Source organism: Ruegeria sp. CDSA193, from assembly GCF_059611885.1.
In genome coordinates, this window is record NZ_JBXWPN010000010.1 from 1 (window position 1) to 23,330 (window position 23,330).

A 23,330-nucleotide genomic window follows, 5' to 3' on the forward strand; every position below is an offset into this window, starting at 1 on the left:
CCAATCTCCTGAATCGGCTTCTTCTTCGCCTCACGCGCAATTTCGATGTCAGATTTATAGCTCATTGGGTTTCGGTCTCCCTGCATAAAATAGGCCAATAGTGTTCCAACCAGAACGGCAAGGAGCCGAACCAGATTCGCATATATTTTTCTTTAAAGTAAATATTTATTCCCTAGGGTCAATATGCGAGTTTAACACTCCCTGAAAGTGCTACTCGATTCATCATTAGGAAACAGAGGCTGGCCACAGCGATCAGGCGTATCTTTTCCGACCCGCGCTGAGACCAAGCAACCAATCTTCAACGATGCGCTGCTCTGGGAAAGCTTTGTGAAGAGGCCTTTTTAACAGGTAGTATCCGGACTGTGTTCGCACTGATGCGCCCTGAACCGGTCTGACCAAAGTGCCGCTTTCAAGCAAAGGATCAACAAGATGGGCCCAACCCAATGCAATTCCCAGTCCATCGACAGCTGCTTGCACTGACAATGGATAGGTATTGAACTCCACTGCCTGTTCCATCGAGGAGGTCGATACCCCATTGCCACTGAACCAAGTGCGCCATGTCATCCACTCTGCATGGCCACTGGCCACTTCAATAAGGTCCAGTTCCGGCAGCGCAGATATATCTGCCGCCTTGGGGTTGCTCTTGAGATACTCTGGGCTGCAGACCGGAAATACGGTTTCTCCGAACAAAAGCTGTGCCTCGTATCCCGGCCAATCGCCATCTCCACGCAGGATCGTCAAGTCCATCGAATCCGACAGGCACTCTGCGTCGCTGTCAGAAGAGACCAGCGAAATACGGATGCGGCCATTTGATTTGTTGAACTTGCGAAGTTGCGGCATCAGCCAAAGAGAAGCGACAGAGTTGGTGGCGGAGATCGATACCGTGTTGGCCTGATGTTTGGCCAGCATATCCCGGCTGACATCCCGCATCAGGTCCAGCGACTTCTCCACGGTTGCCAGCAGGATGGCCCCTTGTTGGGTAAGCGAAACAGATCGGTGCCCTCGCACAAACAACGGCACATCATAGTGTTGCTCTAGCAACCGCACTTTGCGGCTGATCGCCGTTTCAGAGATGTTCAGAACCTTACTGGCCTGCGCAAAGCTCTGCGCCTTTGCGGCAGCTTCAAACGCCAACAAATAGTCGAGCGGTGGAAGGACTTTCCCTGTGACTGAAGTTTTCTTTGGCATTTCAGAGCGGATTCCCGAACTGGACGTTATAGCGATCGAAAAACATTTGGCCTCATCTGCTGGCAATCGATCAGGCAACTAATTGTTAAGATAGCAAAAAGTCGGGTTAGCCTCAAGAATTTATAGCCAAAGACCCTCAAATTTCTGTTCTGCGTCTGGGGCGATTCTGCGCAGAATGCACAAATTCGGGGCCGGAAGAGTCCACAACCTAAAAAATGAACATCACTCAGGGAGCAAACATGAAACTTACAAACCTCCTTTCTGCTGCAACTTTGGCAGCAGTAGCGGGAACAGGGGCGACTGCAGAAGACAGCAGCGACCCGATCGTGATCCCAATTCACAATTGGTCCAGCCAGATCGTGATGTCGAACGTTGTCGGCCTGATCTTTGAAGAGATGGGCAACAACGTCGAATACGTCACCACCGACAGCCAGGCGGTCTATGAATCGGTGCGCCTGGGCGATGTGGCGTTGGAGATGGAAGTCTGGGAAGGCGCGTTTGGCGCGTCCTACAGGGCGGCATTGGAAAAAGGTGGCCTGCATGACGCAGGCGATCATGACGCCGTTACACGTGAGGATTGGTGGTATCCCATGTGGACCAAGGAATCCTGCCCGGGCCTGCCAGATTGGAATGCATTGAACGACTGCGCACACCTGTTCGCGACAGCCGAAACCGGCGACAAGGGTCGGTATCTGGATGGTCCAGTTGACTGGTTGAAGCATGGTAAAGAACGCGCCGAAGCACTTGATCTGAACTTTACCGTGATCAATGCGGGTTCCGCCGCAGCCCTTTGGGCCGAGATTGGCGCGGCTGAGGCCGACAAAACGCCGGTACTGGTTTTTAACTGGACGCCAAACTTTGCCGAAGCCGTCTGGCCTGGTGAGTTCGTTGAGTTCCCAGCATGGGAAGACGGATGCGACAAAGACCCAGCCAAGGGTCCTAACCCGAATGCGTTGTATGATTGCGGCAACCCCGCCAAAGGTTACCTGAAAAAGGCAGCCTGGGATGGTATGAAAGACAAATGGCCGGCCGCGTATTGCGCCCTGACAGAGATTTCTTTCACCAATCCGCAGATTGCCGAGATGGCGAAGCTGGTCGATACTGATGAGCTTGAACCGGAAGAAGCCGCCGAAGAATGGCTGGACGCCAACCGCGCTGTCGTCGATCCTTGGATCAGTTCCTGCAGCTCATAATCCCGGCTACATCCACCGAAACTGGCGCGGCCTTGACCATCTGATCGATGCAAGGCCGCGCTCAACAAGAAAGTTAGGCAGCCATGTCCGCCACAGCGCCTGTCATCTCAGCCAAAAATGTATGGAAACTGTTTGGGCACTCGCCAGAGAGCTACCTGAAGTCCATGCCCGCTGGCCGCGGTTTTGATGAAATCCGTGCAGATGGGTATATCGCCGGTGTCAAGGATGTCTCGATTGAGGTTGGCCGTGGCGAAATGCTGGTCATCATGGGTTTGTCAGGGTCAGGCAAGTCGACGCTGGTACGTTGCTTTTCTCGCCTGCACGACATTACAGGCGGAACGATTGAGGTTGAAGGTCAGGACATCATGAGCCTGAGCGAGCGCGATCTGATTGAATTGCGCCGAAACAAGATGGGCATGGTGTTTCAGTCTTTCGGACTGCTGCCACATCGCACGGTTTTGGACAACGTGGCCTTTCCGTTGGAAATGCGCGGACAAGATCGTCATGATCGGCGCGAACGCGCGCTGGAAGTCATCAAGTTGGTGGGCCTTGAAGGTCGGGAAGAATACTTCCCACGGGAATTGAGCGGCGGCCAACAGCAAAGAGTGGGAATCGCCCGGTCGCTCGCCATTGAACCCGATATCTGGTTTCTGGACGAGCCATTCTCGGCGCTTGATCCACTGATCCGCCGCGAAATGCAGGATGAATTCCTGCGATTGCAAGAGATGCTGGGCAAAACCATCGTTTTCATCACGCATGATTTTGACGAAGCGCTACGTCTGGCAGACCGGATTGCAATCATGCGCAACGGCGCGGTCGAACAATGTGACACCCCCGACAAGATTGTGATGAACCCTGCCACCGAGTACGTGGCCAAGTTTACCGAAGATGTCGACAAGGCCCGGGTCGTACATGCCAAAGGCCTGGCAAAACCTGTGAACGGTCATGCCTTGGAGGGCGCACCAATCAATGGTGGATCAACCATTCACGAACTGGCGCGGGTTCTTGTCAACGACAACCGCATTCTTTTGCCGGTGGCGGATGACAAAGGCGTTGTCACCGGTGTTTTGGAACGTGACGCCGCATTGAATGTTCTGCTTGGAGCTGAATGATGGCGGCGCTGTCCACCGAAGTACCGGACACTTCAGACGGGACGTGGGGAAAAACCAGAGTCCTGACTACACTGCTGGCCGCCGCCTTCGTGCTGATCGTTGCCAAAGCTGTCGGAGTTCTGCCCGAATGGCTAAACCGCATCCCCGAAGCCGCGATTCCGCCGACGGCGCAGGTTCTGGATGCAGTCTTCTACTTTATCCAAAATGATCTTGGCCTGATCTATGTCACACGATTTATCGCCGAAGGTCCGCTCGAGTTCCTGCTGGATACGTCAGCGAACCTTCTGGAAGGCAAGCGCCGTTGGCCCAATCTAGGCCCGATCCCATGGTCCGCAATCGCCGCAGTGGCAGCCGTCGTCGGCTACGCCGTAGGTGGTTGGCGTCTGGCCGCATTAGGCGCGGGAACCTTCATCTGGACGGCCGCGATCGGACAGTGGAAGATCGCCATGCAGACGATGTCTGTCATCGTGGTTGCCGCACCGCTGGCGTTTCTTTTGGGCTTGATACTGGGCATCGCCGCCTGGAAATACCGCTGGTTCGAGCGGATGCTGAAACCCATGCTGTCCGTGCTGCAAACCCTGCCCTTCTTTACGTATCTCTTGCCAGCAGTGATCTTTTTTAAGGTCGGACCGACAGCTGGGGCCGTCGCAACAATTACTTTTGCCATCCCGCCGATGATCCTGATGACCACTCTGGGCTTGAAAAAAGTCAGCCCCGAAGTGATCGAAGCAGGCCAGATGTCTGGATGTACCAAATGGCAGATGTTGCGCCACGTCTACGTTCCAGCCGCGCGGACCGAGGTTCTGGTCGGCGTCAATCAGGTGATCATGTTGTGTCTTGCGATGGTTGTTCTGACCGCCTTTATCGGAATGCCCGGTCTTGGCGCGAAACTGCTGGCGATGATGGGTAGTTTCAAGCTGGGCCGTTCTTTCGAGATTGGCGTAACCATCGTCCTTCTGGCTGTCACGTTGGATCGGATGTCAAAGGCCTGGGTCGTCAAACAGCCAGTGCACTTCGAACGCGGCACCCCATGGTGGAAGCGCCACCAGATTTCGCTGGTCGCACTGGGTCTGTTTGTTGGGTTCACTCTGCTGTCTCAGGTCTTCCCGATCCTGGCCGAAATTGGCCGCAAGCAGCATCTAAGCCAGGGCAAGGAAATCGACGTGGTTATCAAGTCGTTCCTGGCCATCGACATGATCAAAGGGACAACCGAATGGTTGCGCTGGTTTCTGAACGTCAAGGTTCTGATTCCATTCCGGAATACGCTACTCGCCATTCCAACTCCCGCGTTCATCCTTCTGGTTGTTTCCTTTGCTTATTGGGTTGGTGGCCGAAAGCCCGGCATCTACGCAGCAGTCTTCTTTACGATTGTCGCGTTCTCGGGCTGGTGGGATCGGTCGGTTATTACTTTGTATACCGTGATCTCGGCCGTTGCGCTGGCAACCATGATCGGTATCCCCCTGGGCGTTGTCGCAGCACGGTCCGCGCGTTGGTCCAAGAGCATTTTGCTGGCTTGCGACACTGCGCAAACCTTCCCCAGCTTCATTTACTTGATCCCTGCGATCATGTTGTTCGGGGTCAATGATGTCGCGGTTGTGTTCTCGATTCTGATCTTCGCCGCCGTCCCGCTGATCCGGTACACCATTATTGGCCTCAGCAACGTGCCGCCGGAAATGACCGAGGCAGCAGATATGTCCGGCTCGACCCGCCGGCAAAAACTTATGTCGGTTCAGTTCCCTCTGGCGCTGCCAACTATGGCGGTCGGGTTTAATCAAGCCATCATGTTCGCCTTCTTCATGGTCATTATCGCGGCCTTCATCGGAACGCAGGATCTGGGGCAGGAACTTCAACGAACTCTGGCAGGTACCGAACTGGGCAAGAACTTTGTGCTCGGCATGAATGTCTCGCTGATGGCGCTTACCTTCGACATGGCGATCAGCAGTTGGGCTGATCAGCGCAAAAAGCGGTTGGGGCTCGACTAAGATGGAACAACAGCAGAGCGCTCGCACCGTTATCCGCTTCGATGACCCCGGATTTGTCCGGATGCGGATGGACGGCCTGCCCGATGCGCAGGTCTGGTGGAAGAATATCAGTTTCGATGAAGAAACCGGACAAGGCAGCTATCTGATGAAGATGGCGCCAGGCACACGTTCGAACCCTCATGTCCATTACGGGCCGGAAGAGTTCTTTGTGCTTGAGGGCGATCTGACCGACCACGACGGGTTTCGATATCGCAGCGGCGATTTTGTCAGCCTTGCTGCCGGGTTCAGCCACTATTCGCGAACCGAGGCGGGATGCCTCTTGGTGGTCACCCATCGCGGTGCAACCGAAGCCATTCAGGAAAACACACTATGAATGTGAAGCCGGCCTTCGAAGTTCCATTCGAACGCAGCGGGGTTCTGGTCCCCGGCCTTCCGATCCTGCCGCATGGAACGGAACGCCACCCGATCCCCGGAATGGGGTCGCGCGCGGTACCGGTGTCCAAAGGCGATACCATCACGCTGCTGGACCGCGATGGGATGCAACCGGCTGAGATGGTCTTCTTTTCTCCTGACCGGAGTTCTGATGCGGCCATGCTTGGCGCGCAGGGACATGGACGTCCGGATGGTTTGATTACGACGCTGGCAAATGGATCGCCGTCTGGCAAGAAAGTGCTGCGCGCTTTGGAAGTTGCTGGATTTGACATCGGAAAAGGTGACGCGATCCGGGCGTTTACCGACGGGTCGCGCCCCGGTGACATGGTGCATTTCGTCGCTGAACGTGATGGCCTTCTGATCGTGGCTGCACCCGGCAAGGCAATGCGTCCCGAAGATAACAACCCTCCCACAGATATCATCCTGTACATTCAGCGCTCTGCACCCGGTTTGGAAAAACCCGATGTGGGACCACCCGAACCGCTGGCCAATCCGGTCAAGGATTTCAATATTCAGCCGGGCAATGCCCACTCGTACGAGGTCAAGGCCGGCGAGTTCATCCAGATTGTCGATATTCGCGGGCGTGAGTGCTCGGATTTTCAGGCCTTCAGCCGTCGAGCACTGGATCAGGGGATCGAACGCGAGATTGATCCCACAACAACGCGTAGCCTGATGGGCAGCTTGTATCCGAAACCGGGGATTTTTTCGAAGTATTGGTCAGTAGATCAGGAACCGCTGATAGAGATCGTACAGGATACGTGCGGACGCCATGACACGTTTGGCCTTGCCTGTACGGCGCGGTATTATGAAGATCTCGGTTACCCCGGCCACGTGAACTGCTCGGACAATATCAATAAAGACTTGGATCAGTATGGCATCAAACCACGTGGTGGTTGGCCTGCGATCAACTTCTTTTTCAACACGATGCTGGACGACACCAACGCCATTGGCATGGACGACCCCTGGTCGCGCCCCGGTGACTTCGTCTTGTTGCGCGCGCTGACCGATCTGGTCTGCGTCAGCACCGGCTGTCCCTGCGACATTGATCCAGCAAATGGCTGGAATCCAACCGATATTCAGGTGCGAACTTACAAGGCGACCGAGGATTTCAAAAGATCCTACGGCTATAGAAAATCTGCGGAGGCGGATGTGGAAGAAACCAAGAAAACTGCGTTTCACGACTGCTTTGCACGGCACACCCGTGATTTCGTCGAATATAACGGCTATTGGCTGCCCAACACGATGACCAATCATGGCGCGATTGCCGAATATTGGGCTTGCCGGGACAAGGTTGCTGTCATGGACCTCAGCCCGCTGCGCAAATACGAAGTCGTGGGACCTGACGCCGAAGAACTGATGCAGCTTTGCGTGACCCGCAACATGAAAAAGCTGAGCGTTGGTCAGGTCGTCTATACGGCTATGTGCTATGAGCACGGCGGCATGATCGACGATGGCACCGTCTATCGTTTGGGTGAGACGAATTTCCGCTGGATCGGCGGGAATGATACCAGCGGATTGTGGCTGCAGGAACAGGCCCTCAAACGCAATATGAATGTCTGGGTGCGCAATTCAACTGATCAATTGCACAACATTGCGGTTCAGGGACGGCATAGCCGCGAAATCCTTTCGAAAATCTTCTGGACCCCGCCTCAGCAACCGACGATCGAAGAACTGCCGTGGTTCCGGCTTTCGGTCGCGCGGGTTGATAATGTGCAGGGGACATCTGTTGTGATCTCCCGGACGGGCTATTCCGGCGAGCTGGGATATGAAATCTTCTGCCATCCCAAGGATGCCGTCGAAATCTTTGATCGTGTCTGGGAGGTGGGCCAAGAGTATGGCATTGCGCCTCTGGGCCTGGCCGCATTGGACATGTTGCGGATCGAGGGCGGTCTGATCTTTGCCGGGTCAGAATTCGACGATCAGACCGATCCGTTCGAGGCCGGCATCGGCTTTACTGTGCCGCTGAAATCAAAGACCGACGACTTCATCGGGCGGGCGGCGATAGAGGAGCGCAAGGCCCACCCACACCGCAAACTGGTTGGATTTGAGATCGAAGGGGGTACTGTCCCCTCACCCGGTGACTGCGTGCGCGTTGGGAAAGCGCAGGTCGGAGAGATTACCAGCGCGATGAAATCACCCATCCTCGGCAAGGTCATCGCTTTGGGTCGGATTTCGGTTACCCATGCCATCGTTGGAGCGGACATCGAAATCGGGCAGCTGGACGGCCAACAAAAGCGGTTGAAAGCCAAGATCGTGCCATTCCCGCATTTCGATCCAACAAAGGAACGTGTGAAGGGAATGTACGCAGAAGCGACGGTTCCGAACGCTGCAGAATAGCCACGGTGGTGTGACATTAACTTCCACCCGACCAAGGAATGCTGATGATCGGATCTCATGCAACTCGAGTGGTAGCATTCCAGGTCAAATGCCTCTGGGCAGTGATATCGGATTGTTAAGGCTGAGCGGTCGGCCACGAACCACTGCAAGCCTTATTGCTTGGGTACCAATCAAAATAGTCTTTTGCTTCAGTGAGCTTTCGAACGCGTGGCTTTGCGCGCTTCCCGAGTGTGCCACTGAGATTTTGAAACAACAAATTGGATCCGCTGAAATGCCCTGCGGCATCGCCAGTAAAGCGTTTCTGCCGGATAGCGTAACATGTAGGGGCTAATTCCACTTGTCCCGTCACAGAATTCATCCGCAAATATAATGACGTCCATGCCGCATTCGCGAGCAAACTTGGTGAGAATGCTAACCCACCGCCAAACGGTCCTGCATCCTGTCCGAGGCCATCGCGGACAGAGCGACCATTGTTGCGGCTGTTCCCAGAACCATTGCCAAACCACCGATCTGGTAAGTGAGGCCAGACAGCACTGTGCCCAGCAATCGGCCGGCCGCGTTGGCCATGTAATAGAAACCGACATCCATCGTGACCCGCTCGGCCTGAGAAAAGGACAGGATCAGATAGGAGTGCAGCGAGGAGTTCACGGCAAAGATCACTCCAAAGATCAGCAAGCCGATCACCAGCGTAATGGTCAACCAAGTGGCGGACCCCGAGGACAAAGCCACAGCGACGGTCAGGGCGGCAGGCACGCAGAACAAGGTTACGGCCCAATCGCGCGCGGCGCGGATCAATTGGGGCTCGGACCGGTCAGAGGCGCGCAGGATCTTCGGGGCGCTGGCCTGAACTGCGCCGTATAGGATGATCCAGGCCGCCATGAATGTCCCGATCATGAAAAAGGCCGCTCGGTTCCCGGTTTCGGACCCGTCGGACAATACCGCATAGAAATAGATCGGAATCCCGACCACAAACCACACATCGCGCGCGCCAAACAGAAACATGCGGGACAGGCACAGCCAGTTGATATTGGGGGATTTCGAAAAAACCTCAGAGAATTTTGCGCCTTTACGCCCTTTGGGCAGGCCCGGCGGCATGAACAAAATCACCGAAATCAAGATGACGCCCAGAACGCTGGCCATGGCCAGGACAGCCCAGTTAAAGCCAAACGTGGCCAGCAGACCTGCGCCCAGCAAAAAGCCCAGCCCTTTGACCGCGTTCTTGGACCCGGTCAGCAGGGCAACCCAGCGAAACAGGCCGCCATCCTCGGTCGGGGCCAGCAGTTTCACGGCGGATTTCGAAGACATCTTGGCCAGGTCCTTGGCCACGCCGCTGGCACCCTGAACGATCATGACAAAGGTCACTTTAGCTGGAATGGCCCAATTAGGGTCTAGTTGTGTCAGCAACAGCAACGCCCCCACCTGCAGGCCAAGCCCCGCATACAGTGTCGAGGTCAACCCAAACCGAGCCGCTAGCCAGCCCGCCGCCAGATTGGTGCCGATGCCGGCGATTTCATACAGTACAAACAGATAAGCCAGCTGGACTGGAGAGAAGCCCATCGTATGAAAATGCAGCAGCACCAGCATACGAAGGGCCCCGTCGGTCAGCATGAATGCCCAATAGGCCGCAGTGACCGCGATATAGGCGGACAACCCTTCGGGCTTCTGGGTCACAGGGCTGCTCCGACCATCAGGGCGACGTCGACCAGACGGTGCGCGTATCCCATCTCATTGTCATACCAGGCGTAGATCTTTACCTGGGTGCCGTTCACCACCATGGTCGACGGGGCATCGATGATCGAGGAGCGCTGGTCATTGGTATAGTCTGTCGAGACCAGAGGGCGGGTCTCATAACCCAGAATACCCTTCAAATCTCCATCGGCGGCTTCTTTGAAAAACGCGTTGACCTCTTCGACGGTTGTTTCCCGCTCCACTTCGAACACGCAATCGGTCAGCGAGGCATTCAGCAGCGGCACCCGGACCGCGTGGCCGTTCAACCGGCCTGTCAGCTCGGGGTAGATCAAGGTGATTGCCGTGGCCGAGCCGGTGGTGGTTGGGATCAGCGAATTCAGGGCCGAGCGCGCGCGGCGCAGGTCTTTGGCGGGTCGGTCCACGATGGTCTGCGTATTCGTCACATCATGGATCGTGGTCATCGACCCGTGCCGAACGCCCAGATTTTCGTGGATCACCTTGACCACCGGCGCCAGGCAGTTGGTGGTGCAAGAGGCAGCCGTCACGATGTGATGCGCGCTCGGATCATATGTGCCTTCGTTCACGCCCATCACGATATTGGCGGTCGGGCCATCCTTGACCGGTGCCGAGACGACAACCTTCCTGACGCCTGCATCAAAATATGGCGCCAGCTTGGTCTCGGTTTTGAAGGCGCCAGTGCAGTCAATCACCACGTCGACCCCATCCAGTGGCAGCGCGTTCAGGTCGCGGGTACCGACAAACGGCAAGCGCATACCCTCTATGGTGACGCTGTCTTTGTCATAGTCAAAATCGGCATCCCAACGGCCATGAACCGTGTCGAATTCCAGCAGATGCGCATGCATTTCCGGATCACCGACCCCGTCATTGATCCAGGCGATCTTCGCGCCTTTCTCCAACAGGGGTTTCAGGGCCAGCTTGCCCATCCGGCCAAGGCCATTCACGGCGAAGGTAGTCATAATGTGTCCTCATCGGGTGTTCGGGCGATATCATCGACGGCAGATTGCAAGGCGATCCGGTCGAGGCTTTCGACCGGCAGAGCGGCAAAGGCCTCAATCCGACGCCTCAGCGCACCATAGGCGTTCTGGAAGGCCAGGCTCTTCTCGGCCTTGGTGCCGGTTGCCTTGACCGGGTCGACCACCCCCCAATGTCCGCTGATCGGCTGCCCATCCCAGGCCGGGCAATCTTCGTTCGCGGCCTGATTGCAGACGGTAAAGACGAAATCCATCTCGGGCGCGTCGGGGGCGGCAAATTCTGACATATGTTTCGAGCGCAGGGTGGATACATCATGCCCTTTGTCCTTAAGGACCTGCACCGCTATAGGGTTGAGCCCGGATGAAGGCTGCGTTCCAGCAGAATATGCGTTGAAACGCTCACCCGCCAGCGCGCGAAGGATAGATTCAGCAAATATCGAACGGGCGGAATTGCCAACGCACAGGAAAAGAACGTTATATTTTCGGTCCGCTGATCTGTCGCTTTCCCAGCCTGACGGGATACAGATTTCGGGGCGTCCGCGGCAGCAATCGTTCAGTAGGTAATCCAGCATCTGCTGCACATTCTGCATCTCGATCGAGTAGAGCAAAGAGGTACCAGACCGATTCTGCCGGACCAGCCCCGCCTGTCGCAACGCGTTCAGATAGTTCGATAATGTGTTGGGCTTGATCCCCAGCCCCAAGGCAAGCTCTCCGGCCGGGACAGCGTCAGGAAAGCGTCGCATCAACATGCGAAACACTGAAAGCCGTTGCGGGTGACCCAAAGTCGCCAGTTGTTCTGTTGCTATAATTTCCATATTTCATGAAATATAGAAATATATAACTGCAGTCAACCCGGTTCCGATTTCCAGTGCGCGCCGGACCCTCAATGAACGGTGATAAAAAAATGCGGAAACAGGTGCTTCTGAGGTCATGAAACCCGGGGTTTCACCGCTTGCAAGCACCCTCACGAGGGTTTAAACGAGCCTCGCTTGCCTCAATAGCTCAGCTGGTAGAGCAGGTCCTTCGTAAGGACAAGGTCGGGGGTTCGAGTCCCTCTTGAGGCACCACAACCTCCTGAAAAAAACAGAAAATCCAGCACCGAACGCCTTGCCTTTCAAGTGGTAACGCTCAAACGAGTGTGGATGTTGGGTGTATCCGCCTTTTGGACCCAGGCAAAGCTCGTTTTGGCGCATTCTCCCTCTCAGCCCGGCAAACTACGCAACTTTCAATTCGGGATTTACCTCAAGATCTCAAGCACCTGCTCAACCTGCGCCTTTCTTTCACCCCAGAAACGCTTTCCATTTATTTTTTGCAGCAGGTTCAACGGAGAATAGTCAATGTTAAAATCTTCCATTTCTTTCCTAAGGGATTCAAGATGTTCGATCTTTTCCGCATAATCATCTGCGCCCTTGATTGCCGACAAGATTGTTCTTAGCGCTGCAATGTTAATCTCCATCGGTGTTCCACGATGGATCCTAAGCTCATCCAAGTGAAGCTCAGCTCCAGTTAGGTCCCCAGCGACCATACTAGCCAGCGCCAACTTAAACGTCGTAAAGGGCCACGAAGCTCCCAGTGATTGGGCTTCAAGATAGAGTCGATATGCAGCTTCCGGTCGGCCATCGACAAGTGAACTATCACCAAGGTTCATTTTTGACTTATAGTCGTCGACATTCTCTTGCCGCGGTGCAGTCAGACTGCCTTCCACAATTTTGGAGCGAAGCCCTGCGATCATGGGATTGTTCTGCTGTAGCTCGTCGGCGCGATCGATATCCTTCAAAGCTTGCTCAGTTTCTCCTGAGAGGAAGAGCGCTCTAGCTCGACCAATGAAGAGCGTATAGCTAGTTGGCTCAATTTCAATTTTCTTGTCGTACACCTCGATAGCTTCCTTGAGCTTCCCGGCTGCCAGTAGATCTCTGACTTGCAATCCCGAATCGGCTTCCGGTTGAGAGGGTCTAGCTTTTGTGGCCTTTGGCTTGCTTCCGCTGGTGCTCTCGATCTGATCTAGCGTTAGGTCTCGCTGCAAGTCAGATAGGACATTCAACTTAAGGCTCTTGTCCTCACGCTGAATCGAAGCAAATTCTCGATCTGCAATTTCCAGCAAGCCTGCAAGCGCTAAAAACTTTCGCCTCACTGATTTGGGAATATTTGCACTTCCCTTGTATTGGATGTCGTGCTCCATCTCTGCCCATGCATGTTGAAGCACTGTTCTCACTTGAATTTCACAAATCAAATTTTGATATAGGGAGTTCTCTGGCAACGCCAGTCGATCTTCGGTCATTTTGACAAGGTAGTGAATACTCTGATAGCCAAATTGACCCTTCTCAGCCCTTTCTTCACCTACATCTCTTTTCTCTATTATGTCAAAATGACTATCTATGAATTTTGTAATTTCTCTAATGTCATCAATTGTGTACGTAATTACTCTCACTGCCGCCAGATCAGTAATTTCGGTAAGCGGTTGAGTGTACTTGGGTGTTCCGTCTTCGTTTGTTTTCTCTACCTTGCGTGCAAAGCTCTCGATGGACTTGGCACGCGCCTCAATTGAGTGTGTCCTCAAGTTGTTTTGCGAGAAAGAACTGACGAGTATTCGTCTTACTTCGGTACACAACTGATCGAAATTTTTCCTGCAGTTTCGATATTCAGCAACATGCGCATCGCTCATCTTCAAGAAACTCCAAGTTTTCGACGTCTTTGATGATTGAACGAAGATGTTAAGGCGTCAAGTTCGTGTTCGGATGAACGCTGTAGCTGCCGCAGCTTTTTGGGCGCAGCGTAACATGATGGGACTTGCGCGATGCGGCGGCTCTAAACCCCGTGCTTGCAGAAATGCAAGTTGGAGTTGGAAGCAGGAACTCGCTGCCTTTGGTATTGGCATCGAGTTCACTAATGGACCCATTCAAGTTTGACTTTCAGGCCATTGAGATGGGACCAGGGAATGACACCCGATCTCTGCAATCGTCCCACAACAATTCCTGGTGCGATGCCCTGATCTTTCGCAAAACTACGCACCTCAGCGGAACTGCGCGGGCTTTGAGCCAAAAACTTGTCCCATTCCTTTCTTGGAATCAGAAAATCGGACGCCCATGTGTTTGCCTCATCCTCAATGGGATCACCGTCGCCGTCGCGGCCATCGACGAACACGTTCTTTAGTTTATTGTGCTTTTTCCCATGCAGCAGTATGTGCGCTGCCTCGTGGAAAAAGCTGAACCAAAGGTGATCATCGGTTTTGTGTCGAGCGCTCAACTGGATTACCGCCTTGTTGGGAGAATGCCACCAAGCGGCGCCACTCAATGCCGTTTTTGGCAAGGGTTTCACAAGCGCTAGGGCTACTCCCGCGGAATTGCAGAGACTTGTCGCTTGAGGAATGGCCTGATCAATGTTTGTTCGGGTCAGCACTCTAATCTCGGAAAGCGCAGCCTTGAATGTTGAGGCACTGTAGCTCGCACACTCTTGTTTCCCGGCTGACAACTCACCCAATCTAAACCAGGTTGATAGCGATGCTACGTCGCTATCGAATGCGGTGGAGTGCCGATAAGCCACGCTCTTCTCACTGTATTTTATGAGCCAAGCGTCTACAGAACCAACCCCAAAGAATCCCAAGAGTTCAGAGACTGCATCCGACCATGATGCTGGTTTCTTAAAGCATCCGCGCTTGACAAGGTCACTCACTGGGAATGATTTTGCCCAGTTTTCCATTGAGCTTGCGGCGGTTGCTTCCGCGTTGCGTGCTAACTTGAGCTGGTACTTCGCTTCAAGAGCAAGCCATACATTCGCAGATACCCCGAGAACCTTTTCAAATTGCAGGGCTGTTTCTGGCTCCAATGGCGCCTTTCCGGAAACAATCTCGCTGATCAGTTTTGCAGACCTGCCACAACGCCGAGCAAACTCCGCGTGCGAGATTTCGTGAGCCTCCAGTCGCTCTTCAAGAATCCACCCCGGCGGAACGGCATAATCAGGGTTAAACTGAAAATCAGTCGCGGTCATTTTTCCCTCCATCAGTGATAGTCAATCACTTCAATGATTTCTATCGCTGTAACGTCTTCCTTGTTGATCCCGCCATCTTCCTTTCGGGGAATGGGGTCATGGTTTACTTCGAATATCAGCCTGTGCGGATGGACCAGATCGACCGCGAATTGCTCATCACGATCCTCCGACAGTTGGTGACACCGCTCAGGTTTTGTTGTGGGTACCTCTGCGAGACATGAAGCGGCCTCGAGTACGGCAAGCCGCATCATGATCTTTCGAGCCATTCGGTTGCCGTACTTGCGATTCAAGGCGGATTCCGACTCGAAGACCTTTCTGAGTCTGCTCTTCTTGAAGTAGATCTCCACCGCTCAAGGCCTTTTTCATTACCTATTAGGTAATGCTTTATCTCACATCTTCAAGTGCTGCAACCCCTACTAGATGCTCAGATAGACTGGCGCGCAGGCGGCGGAGCACCTCATCGGGATTCATATCAGAACCGGAAAAAGAAGCCATGGTTCGTCACATTGCATGCTCCCCGTTCGTCACGTGTCGTGACCGAAGCGAATGTCGTGTCCATAAGACAGGTCTGCAGCCTGGCAAAGCGCCTCAAGAGCTCTAACCAAGTCTTTCCTGCCTATGTTCTCGCTAATGTACCATCCGGATGATGTCTTTTTTGTAGGAAGATCAATCCGCCCTGGATGAACTGCAGTGCGTGTTCTGGCAACATATGCACGCGTTCTCGCCCGCATTTGCGCTAATTGCGCTATCGCCTCTGGTGCAACGTCATAGATAGTGTCGACAACTGCCGCGAAAAATGAGGCCAGCGTTTCGGAGCGTATCGGCTTGCCCAGTACCTCGCCTTTGTAGCCTTCGGACTTCGCGGACAGTTTTTGTTGTGGCGCTCTGATATGCGTAGCTCTTGGGGGTGTCTTGCTCTGCCGTTCATCGCTGCCGACGTAGTTGAGGTACCGCTGGATGATCTTGTCGATCGTTTCTGTGTCATGCTGCCGTTGCGCCATTAAAAGTGCCACAGTGGATTGCGACAACTCCACCAGGAAATTCTGACCAATGCTCATTTGGTTTCCCTCCCTCTTTGTATGGTACGTCTCTGATCGTTTAGTTTTGAACGATAGGCGGTCACCAACGTCTCACCCTCAACGACAAGCTTCATCCCGCGCAGCTTTTCAAGCTGTTGGATTTCTCGCTTTCGGCGAAGGATCTCTCGGTCCACATCGCTGTTCATGAGGAGGTATGCGTCTGGCGAAACTTGGGTTGCGGAGTTGAGAAGCAGGTCCACATCGTGCGGTCGGAGGCCGCGTTGGTTCAAACGCTTCTCAGCATGGCGGCTTTTGATCAGGTCAAGCATTGTCACCTCCCAAGCCATGCAGCGTAAGGCCTAACTCAGCCATCTCCTGTTCTTTCTCACGGCGGAGCGCTGCCGGGTATTTCGACTCTAACCAGGCTGCTCTATCACTGATCTTCTCGGAGCCGCTCAGCTCATCAGGTATCTCGCGGATGCGGGCATAACCATGTTGAAGAGCAAGCCGGGCCCAGTCATTTTCACCGCAGATTTTTTGAACTTCCTCGTGGAATACACACGCGGTTGCGGGCAGACCGTCTTCGAGTATTTGTGGCTCATCGTCTAAGCTGTCCCTGAGGGTCAAACCAAGGTTTTTTGCCATCTCTTTCAGAAAATCGACGAATGGGTTTCGTTCGTCTGGATCAAACGGCCATACAGCGTAGCCGTGTTCCACTGCCGATTTCTGAATGAGTCGCCCAAAGAGGTCTCTCGACGCGATAGAGTCCTTCTCGTCATAGTACGCGTTTTCGAAGTCGCTGCGCGCTACTTCACCGTGGCTTAGGTGCGCTGGCAGATTGGCAGAATACTCTTCGAAAGCGTTCGAGAGGTCTTCAAGTTTCTGGCGGCGTTCGTGCAGACTCATCTCCGCGAGAAGCGCGGTAAACAGCGGCGCCATATCAAGCTGCCTCTTGGCCGAAATGCCGTACCTTTGCTCCACAAGTGCGAGAGAAAGCGCGGTATCGCCTTGCAGGTAAGTGTTGATCTTTCGATAACCCCAACGACGCATTGACGCTTCGTTTATACTATTTTTGTTGGGGTCGGCTGCCAGCTCCTCGGGCGTTGTGCCAAGCGCCTTTGCAAGGCGCTCTGAAGTGACAGTGCGGATCTTTTCCGGGTCAGCCTCTCCGTTCTCGATCCGGCTAATGGTCTTGCGGGATACACCCGCTTTTTCGGCCAGGTCTTCTTGGGACAGATCACCGCGAAGCTTCTTTAGTGTATCAGGATTGATGGGCAATTTCGTCCTCCAAATCTTCTAAGCCCAATATATGTCTCTGAAATTGTGAGTATAAGAGAAAAGACTGCGTAATTTACTCGAGAATTTTGAGCAAAAGTTCTGCTTACGGAAGCAAAATGTTTCATAGAGTTAGCGTCTGAGACGTTGCCAGGACGATTCTCCAGTCTGCTACCCGTTCGAAATTCCCAATGTGAGACTTTTGTGTTGCTTGTGTCGTAGATCCAAACCCAGCAACTTACGTCGGTTCGTAGGCAGTCAAAGCCACACGCCGCGCCGATGCCGCGGGGCACCCTGCGTTTGCAGTGTCCACCGGGCTTGCCATCTTTCGTTCGTCGTCCTCAGGCAAACTTGAGGTTTGATGCTTGCTCGCCAACTCCTTCGAAGTGGGACACGCAGCTTGGCCGCCTGTCTCGACACCCGTCGATGGGGCGGGGTCATTAGTAGGGGATTAGTAGGGGATGTACGTCAAACGTTCTCCGGCGCTGTCCGACGCCGTCCGAGATCACGTACGAAGATAGTCCAATGATCATAGGGTGTTATCCGGTAATTGGAGGCGCTGTCCGGTCACGTCCAACACCTGGACTTCAAAATTCGTAAGGACAAGGTCGGGGGTTCGAGTCCCTCTTGAGGCACCATTTACTTTCAGAGGTCAGCAGAAATCGCAACCACTTGAACGTAAAGTGATTTCCGCACCTCGAAGGGCTTTGTCCCGTCAACTTGCCGTTTGGATTCTCACACCCGTAATTGGACGAAGGTGACATCGAAGCAGCCACCGCCGATCAGCTACAATCGCCACGGATCTCCTCGGCAGATCATCGCACATGCGGTGTGGTTATACGTTCGCATCAATCTGATCCTGCGTAACGCCTTGGTGCTATGTAAAAAGTGGTGAGCCGTGCAGGATTCGAACCTGCGACCCACTGATTAAAAGTCACCTCACTAGATTTATACGGTTGGCGCACCTTGGTGCAGTTTGTCATCTAAAACAATTGGTTATCATCTTTTTGCAACGAACATCAGTCGGTTGACAGTGCGCCGGAATGCGTCTTAGTGAAATGGTCTGTTGCAAAAAATGTTGCAAAAATTGGACCAGACAGATGACCACAGCAATTGATTTTCGTCGAGACTCTCAGCTTCTGAAAGCCACCCCCGGCATGTATCGCCACAAGGGCGATGCCTTCCCCGGCCTATATCTCAACGTCGGTAAACGGCGCTCAACTTGGTATCTCAAAGCTCGGGTGAACGGCAAAACCAAGTCAGTCAAACTCGGCGTATTCCCGGCCATGACGGCGGCGCAGGCGCTCAAACAAGCGTCAAAAGAAACGGCCCACCACGGCAATGAGACAACCGCCGCTATACGCAAGGTGCGCGACGCTTGGCGCGAGTATGTTGCCGACGCACTGGCGAATGAGCGGGCGTCGGAAACCCACCTGACCGACATGGAGCGGAAGCTGGAACGGTATGCGCCAGACATCCTCAGCAAGAGCCCAACGCAGGTTTCGCTACTAGATGTCCGTCGTTGTTTAAACGCGATCCCATCGGTCTCTACTCGACATCATGTCAAAGCGGGCATTAACAACGCCTATTCCATGCTCGATATTCCGACACCAATCCAGCGCGGCAAGATCAAACTGAAACAGGTGGGGTCTCGGGACACCTTTTGGAAAGTCTTGTGCGACTCTGATGAAACCATCGACAGACGTGATTGGTCGCCCATGTGGGAGGCGATCATGGCGGTAAAGAATCCACTGAGACGGATTGCTTGGGTCGTGATGCTTTTCACCGGTATCCGCGCAGATGATGTCCGCTCGCTACGTTGGGATCAGGTAGACCTGCAACGCAAAACCATTCGCCTACCGAAGCTGAAAAATGGCGAAGACCGGACTCTACCGATTTGCGAAACAGTGGTTCGCGCACTCTTATCGATCCGAGGCGGCGGCTCTGAGCAAGTGTTCCCGGCGTCGTCCAAAACGGGTTACTTAGACCATCTCGACGTTCTCAGGCATCCCGCCATTGGCCGAGACAGCGGACGCACTGACAAAAACGGCGAGCCTATCATGGAAGGTGCACCAGTGTTACGCCAACATGATGCACGCCACCATTTTACGTCGGCATGTGGCCCCGCTCGAGTTCCATCATATGCGGTCGCATTTCTCCGGGGTGACATTACATCCAAAGACGCCGACGACGACATGGCGATGCATTATCAAGAAGACCTCGCCATTGAGGATTTGGTAGCCGACATTGAGAACGTAATTTTGCTACGCATAAAGAAAGCACCTGATTTCAAACTTGAACTCAGCGCCTAAGCGCACCATGTTCATTGCGCGCCTAATGCCGCGTCGTGAGACGCCGCGCACCACTATGGTGGGCGTGAGACTAGCCTGGGAAGCGCCGCGCTGGAAGCGGTCCTAGGTGATGAGCCGAACCAGCGAGTATCAACGGAGGCTTCTGTCTGTTCATAATTGGACAGAAGGAATCCGTGTATAATGGCTACGTCCGAACTACGCGCGCTCGAACAGCGCATCAATGAGCTGGAAATACGGCTTATCCCCCCACAACTGATGACACCCCGGCAGGTGTGCGAATTCCTCCATATCTCGGAACGCCAGTTCTACGAATGGAAGAAGGCTGGTGACACGCCCCCCGCAATCTACTGGTCAGAACGCACTGTACGGTATGACCGTGATTCGGTGATGGCTTGGGCGAAACAAAAAGAAGTGGGGCAGGTTTAACGACCCGCCCCACATGATCAGTGATGCTGCAAGTAAGTTGGATAACTCACTTATAATCGAGGTCGCGGCGTCTCTGAACTTGTGATGCGGGTCCAACCTGAAATGGAATGGACAAACATCTAAACAATCCCGCCGATATAATGCTCCGTCTTTTTGGCGGATATGAAAAACGGCATATCGAAATGGGTGGCGAAGTAGCCACCAACGACAAAGGCAAAGTGAATGGTAAAACGCAAACTTTGGCGGGTCCGCTGACCGCCCAATTGGTTGCCCGTCACATCGCTGGTGAAACGCCCGTTGGCGTTGCTCCTGTGCGCGTCGACAGTACGTGCACTTGGGGCGTGCTCGATGTTGATTGCTACGACATGCCCGAAGACGACGTTTTCGCCCTCCGTGAACGTATACACGCACGATCTGCCGCATTCAGAACAAAGTCGCGCGGTTTGCACATTGTTGTGTTCGTTGACGAACCCGTGCCCGCGAAATTGATGCATCAGTATCTAGTCGCGTTACGCAAACGATTGCCAAAGAAGGTGCAACAAAAAACCGAAGTGTTTCCAAAGGAAACGCAAACGGTGGTTGCGCCTGACAATGAACCAACGGCGGTCTGGTTGCCAATAAACGGCCAGAAGCGCGAGTTCGCTTGGTTGATAGATCATGAAAGTATGAAAGGTGCTCTCGACGAGATCAGCACGTCAAAGTTGCTCGATCACATCGATAGACACTGTAGAACACCTGCACAGATCGTGACTGATATCGTTAATGCTACACCAACACTCGATACTTCGGAAATCGGCTACAAGGTGCCTGACAATCCTGCTGGACGGAACGATCTATTAATGAGGGTCGCTATGTCGATGCAGGCGCGCGGCTGGCCTGATACGGAAATGGATGCGGAAATTCGGCGGCTAAATGGCGATGCGGGTTTCCACGATCTGTTCGTTGATGGCGCACTACCCGAAGCAGAAATCGTGAACCTGCTGCGTTCCGCGAAAAAACGCGAGAAAGGTACGCCAACACCTCTTCACTATCGGTTGGTTGAGAAATTCAATCGCGAATGGGCCGTAATGCGAGTCAACGGTCAGGTTGAATTCTTGAACCGTGAAGAGGGCGAATGCTACGCCAAGAATGCGTTTCTTGATGCCACTGCACCCCAAATGGTCATGATGGGCAAACATCGCACGCCAATATCAAAACTCTGGCTGCATGACATCGACCGAGCCGAGCATCGCGGCATAGTTATTGAACCACCTGACTATAATGGCCCCGGCTTCAATGTGTTTAAGGGTTGGACGTGCCAACCCCAAAGTGGAGATGCAAAGCTCTGGGAAGAGTACATCCAAGATGTACTATGTTCAGGCGATGCGTCGTTGGCGCAATGGGTAATGACCTACATCGCTGACGGCGTTCAGCGACCATGGTCACACCATCCCGGCAGCGCACTTGCGCTGCGCGGTGGTCAAGGAGCGGGTAAATCGTTCCTAGGACGCGCAGTACGTAAACTGGTTGGCCCCTCACACGCTCAGCAAATAGCGGAATCTGATCGTATGTTTGCACGCTTCAATCGTGGTCTGTTTGGATCAACTTTTGTGCTGTGTGAGGAATCTTTGTTTGCAGGGTCGTCGCGACAGGCGGCAATTGCAAAATCATTCATCACCTCAGACACATGGTCTTATGAGCAAAAGTATCTGGCTCAGTTCGATGGCAAGAATGTTCATCGCATCATTGCGACGACTAATGACGATCAAGCCGTTCACATCGACCATGACGACCGCCGTTGGACAGTTATCGAGGTGCCTACTCGCTTTGATAGCCATTCGCGGGAAGCGATTGCTTGGTGGGAGCCATACTACCATCTTATTGACAACAATCCGGGTGTTGTTCTCGACTACCTTTTGCAGTTTGAAGTCGATCACGACCTAATCCGCTACGGACACGTCACCGAAGCTAAATCGCGTGACAAGGTCGCTTCTGATCCGCTGTTGGCTTTGATGGACGAGATCGCGGAAACCGGTGTTTTGCCCGATGACCTCAGCGGCACGGGCAAAGTATCAACCGCAACGCTCGCGAGGGAATGTTATGCGCGAGGAGCGTCGCGAAAAGACCATCCAAGGAAATTCTCTAACCAGATGCGCGACAAGTTCGGCGCACAAACTGCTGGCCGCAACTGCACTTGGATTGAGACTGTACATCGTGGGACCGATAGCAATGGTATCCTGACAGTGACGCCGGTTTATTCGACCGATAGGCCGGGTGTGGTATTGCCACCGTTGTGCGAATTCCGTCGGTTGGTCGCCCGCAAAACAGGTAACACTTACCCAGAAGACGGCGAATGGCGCGTCTACCAGCCACCTAACCCCGGGTATGACACCGATCCCAATGGCGGTGATCCTGATGCGGTTGAAAAGTATCTGGCGCAAAGATGGGTGCGAGACGAAACGCCGTTTTGAGCCATCAAGCGGCGCACATGGATGCTATGTGTTCTTTGTGCGCCGTTTAATTTATTGATAGCAAACAACATTCTCACATAGCGCACAAACACACATGAACTCAGCTTTGTAAAAGCGCGGCGAATGCTAGTATCCTTGCGGGCATGAAGTGATTGCACAAGTGTATTTCATTTCTATGTGTTCTTTGTGTGCTATGTGTGAAATCGACATAAAAACAATTGGTTATCATAGGTACGTGGCAAAACACATGGATTACATGTGCGCTGGAATGCGCTCCGACTGAGACCTTGTATTAACTCTTTCCGAAATCTCCGCCCGCTCGTTACGACCCAAACGCAATTGGGCGGTATTGGTCGCCCAACTGATAACTAATCAGTTTATCCCCGGCAGGAAAAATCAGTTATTTCAATTGGTTGCAAAAATAGCCGCCCAAAAATGCAACGTTGTTTGCAACGGCGCCAGAAAAAAGCTCAAACTATACGTCATGCATCCAGTGTAACTTGCTTAGTCGCCCAAAACTTAAATTTGGGTTACCCTTCAACAGCATCTTTCAATGCTTTTGCGATGGTTATTTTGACTATTTTTTCGGCCTCTTTTTTAAGTTGCTCCCCGGTTGCAGGGTTGCGAACTTGGCGTTCTGGACGCTCTCGGCAATATATTTTTCCAACGCCGGGCAAAGTCACTGCTCCACCACCGGAGATTTCCCTAGTAATAAGACCAGTGATCGCATTAAGTGCGGCAACTGCGGATTTTCTGTCAGTACCCATTTCCTCAGCGAGAGCGGCAACAAGCTGTGTCTTGGTCATTGGTTTCGCAGATGAGCGAACACGACCTTTAACGAAGCGTCGCGCCGGCGTAGAAGCAGACTGTACCAACTTGGGTTTTCTCTTTTTTCCTTTCAGAGCGTTTAGGCGCTGTTGCAAATAAGCATTTGCTTCT

19 protein-coding genes and 1 tRNA gene are annotated in these 23,330 nt (G+C 53.5%); 9 read left to right on the forward strand and 11 right to left on the reverse strand.

The genetic code is table 11. The features are described 5' to 3' along the window. Positions 1–252: 252 nt before the first annotated feature. The gene (locus tag AC2FLG_RS17300) at positions 253–1,188 is read right to left on the reverse strand and encodes a LysR substrate-binding domain-containing protein (RefSeq protein ID WP_142640206.1); all 936 of its coding nucleotides are present in this window, start codon (positions 1,186–1,188) and stop codon (positions 253–255) included. 239 nt (positions 1,189–1,427) lie between these two features. Here AC2FLG_RS17300 and AC2FLG_RS17305 point away from each other — a divergent pair, with 239 nt between their 5' ends. From AC2FLG_RS17305 to AC2FLG_RS17325, 5 genes are all read left to right on the forward strand, one after another. Next, positions 1,428–2,381, forward strand: coding sequence for an ABC transporter substrate-binding protein (locus AC2FLG_RS17305; RefSeq protein WP_271951752.1), 954 nt, complete (start codon positions 1,428–1,430; stop codon positions 2,379–2,381). A gap of 83 nt (positions 2,382–2,464) precedes the next feature. Then, positions 2,465–3,493: a quaternary amine ABC transporter ATP-binding protein gene (locus AC2FLG_RS17310; protein ID WP_496703169.1), complete on the forward strand. Its 1,029-nt coding sequence runs from the start codon at positions 2,465–2,467 to the stop codon at positions 3,491–3,493. After that, positions 3,493–5,475, forward strand: a complete 1,983-nt coding sequence (locus AC2FLG_RS17315) for an ABC transporter permease (protein WP_271951749.1) — start codon at positions 3,493–3,495, stop codon at positions 5,473–5,475. Before AC2FLG_RS17310 ends, AC2FLG_RS17315 begins: the two co-directional genes overlap by 1 nt. A 1-nt stretch (position 5,476) precedes the next feature. Beyond that, positions 5,477–5,848 carry a cupin domain-containing protein gene (locus tag AC2FLG_RS17320; protein ID WP_496707248.1) on the forward strand — a complete coding sequence of 124 codons (372 nt, stop codon included), beginning with the start codon at positions 5,477–5,479 and terminating at the stop codon, positions 5,846–5,848. Then, a complete protein-coding gene (locus tag AC2FLG_RS17325; RefSeq protein ID WP_496707250.1) occupies positions 5,845–8,244 on the forward strand; it encodes a trimethylamine N-oxide demethylase in 2,400 nt (799 codons plus the stop codon). The genes AC2FLG_RS17320 and AC2FLG_RS17325 overlap by 4 nt, the downstream gene beginning before the upstream one ends. A gap of 411 nt (positions 8,245–8,655) precedes the next feature. On the opposite strand, the gene arsJ is transcribed toward AC2FLG_RS17325, so the two are convergent. From arsJ to AC2FLG_RS17340, 3 genes are read right to left on the reverse strand one after another with little or no spacing between them, the layout of a single operon-like run. Next, positions 8,656–9,915: an organoarsenical effux MFS transporter ArsJ gene (gene arsJ / locus AC2FLG_RS17330; protein ID WP_496707252.1), complete on the reverse strand. Its 1,260-nt coding sequence runs from the start codon at positions 9,913–9,915 to the stop codon at positions 8,656–8,658. Continuing rightward, positions 9,912–10,910 carry an ArsJ-associated glyceraldehyde-3-phosphate dehydrogenase gene (locus AC2FLG_RS17335; RefSeq protein WP_496707254.1) on the reverse strand — a complete coding sequence of 333 codons (999 nt, stop codon included), beginning with the start codon at positions 10,908–10,910 and terminating at the stop codon, positions 9,912–9,914. Before AC2FLG_RS17335 ends, arsJ begins: the two co-directional genes overlap by 4 nt. Further along, positions 10,907–11,740 (reverse strand): arsenate reductase/protein-tyrosine-phosphatase family protein, encoded by an 834-nt coding sequence (locus AC2FLG_RS17340; RefSeq protein ID WP_496707256.1) that lies wholly within the window; start codon positions 11,738–11,740, stop codon positions 10,907–10,909. The genes AC2FLG_RS17335 and AC2FLG_RS17340 overlap by 4 nt, the downstream gene beginning before the upstream one ends. A 176-nt stretch (positions 11,741–11,916) precedes the next feature. On the opposite strand from AC2FLG_RS17340, the gene AC2FLG_RS17345 reads away from it, so the two are divergent. Continuing rightward, a tRNA-Thr gene (locus AC2FLG_RS17345) sits at positions 11,917–11,992 on the forward strand. A 170-nt stretch (positions 11,993–12,162) separates the two neighbouring features. Here AC2FLG_RS17345 and AC2FLG_RS17350 read toward each other — a convergent pair. The 6 genes from AC2FLG_RS17350 to AC2FLG_RS17375 form a co-directional block, all read right to left on the reverse strand. Continuing rightward, positions 12,163–13,587 carry a RelA/SpoT-related domain-containing protein gene (locus AC2FLG_RS17350; protein ID WP_496707257.1) on the reverse strand — a complete coding sequence of 475 codons (1,425 nt, stop codon included), beginning with the start codon at positions 13,585–13,587 and terminating at the stop codon, positions 12,163–12,165. 221 nt (positions 13,588–13,808) lie between these two features. Then, on the reverse strand, positions 13,809–14,909 hold the full coding sequence (locus AC2FLG_RS17355) for a HigA family addiction module antitoxin (RefSeq protein WP_496707259.1): 1,101 nt from the start codon (positions 14,907–14,909) through the stop codon (positions 13,809–13,811). Between the two features lie 11 nt (positions 14,910–14,920). Continuing rightward, on the reverse strand, positions 14,921–15,175 hold the full coding sequence (locus tag AC2FLG_RS17360) for a hypothetical protein (RefSeq protein ID WP_496707261.1): 255 nt from the start codon (positions 15,173–15,175) through the stop codon (positions 14,921–14,923). A 258-nt stretch (positions 15,176–15,433) separates the two neighbouring features. Then, positions 15,434–15,967, reverse strand: coding sequence for a hypothetical protein (locus AC2FLG_RS17365; RefSeq protein WP_496707262.1), 534 nt, complete (start codon positions 15,965–15,967; stop codon positions 15,434–15,436). Next, the gene (locus AC2FLG_RS17370; protein ID WP_496707264.1) at positions 15,964–16,257 is read right to left on the reverse strand and encodes a hypothetical protein; all 294 of its coding nucleotides are present in this window, start codon (positions 16,255–16,257) and stop codon (positions 15,964–15,966) included. The genes AC2FLG_RS17365 and AC2FLG_RS17370 overlap by 4 nt, the downstream gene beginning before the upstream one ends. Continuing rightward, the gene (locus AC2FLG_RS17375) at positions 16,250–17,206 is read right to left on the reverse strand and encodes a helix-turn-helix transcriptional regulator (protein WP_496707266.1); all 957 of its coding nucleotides are present in this window, start codon (positions 17,204–17,206) and stop codon (positions 16,250–16,252) included. Before AC2FLG_RS17375 ends, AC2FLG_RS17370 begins: the two co-directional genes overlap by 8 nt. A gap of 1,097 nt (positions 17,207–18,303) precedes the next feature. Between AC2FLG_RS17375 and AC2FLG_RS17380 the strand changes: the two genes are divergently transcribed. The 3 genes from AC2FLG_RS17380 (at position 18,304) to AC2FLG_RS17390 (ending at position 22,391) form a co-directional block, all read left to right on the forward strand. Then, the gene (locus AC2FLG_RS17380; RefSeq protein WP_496707268.1) at positions 18,304–19,515 is read left to right on the forward strand and encodes a tyrosine-type recombinase/integrase; all 1,212 of its coding nucleotides are present in this window, start codon (positions 18,304–18,306) and stop codon (positions 19,513–19,515) included. Between the two features lie 180 nt (positions 19,516–19,695). Continuing rightward, entirely contained in the window at positions 19,696–19,941 is a 246-nt protein-coding gene (locus AC2FLG_RS17385) for a helix-turn-helix transcriptional regulator (protein WP_496707269.1), read from the forward strand. Between the two features lie 107 nt (positions 19,942–20,048). Further along, positions 20,049–22,391: a DUF5906 domain-containing protein gene (locus AC2FLG_RS17390; RefSeq protein WP_496707271.1), complete on the forward strand. Its 2,343-nt coding sequence runs from the start codon at positions 20,049–20,051 to the stop codon at positions 22,389–22,391. 530 nt (positions 22,392–22,921) lie between these two features. Here AC2FLG_RS17390 and AC2FLG_RS17395 read toward each other — a convergent pair. Further along, a complete protein-coding gene (locus AC2FLG_RS17395) occupies positions 22,922–23,197 on the reverse strand; it encodes an HU family DNA-binding protein (RefSeq protein ID WP_496707402.1) in 276 nt (91 codons plus the stop codon). Positions 23,198–23,330: the final 133 nt, after the last annotated feature.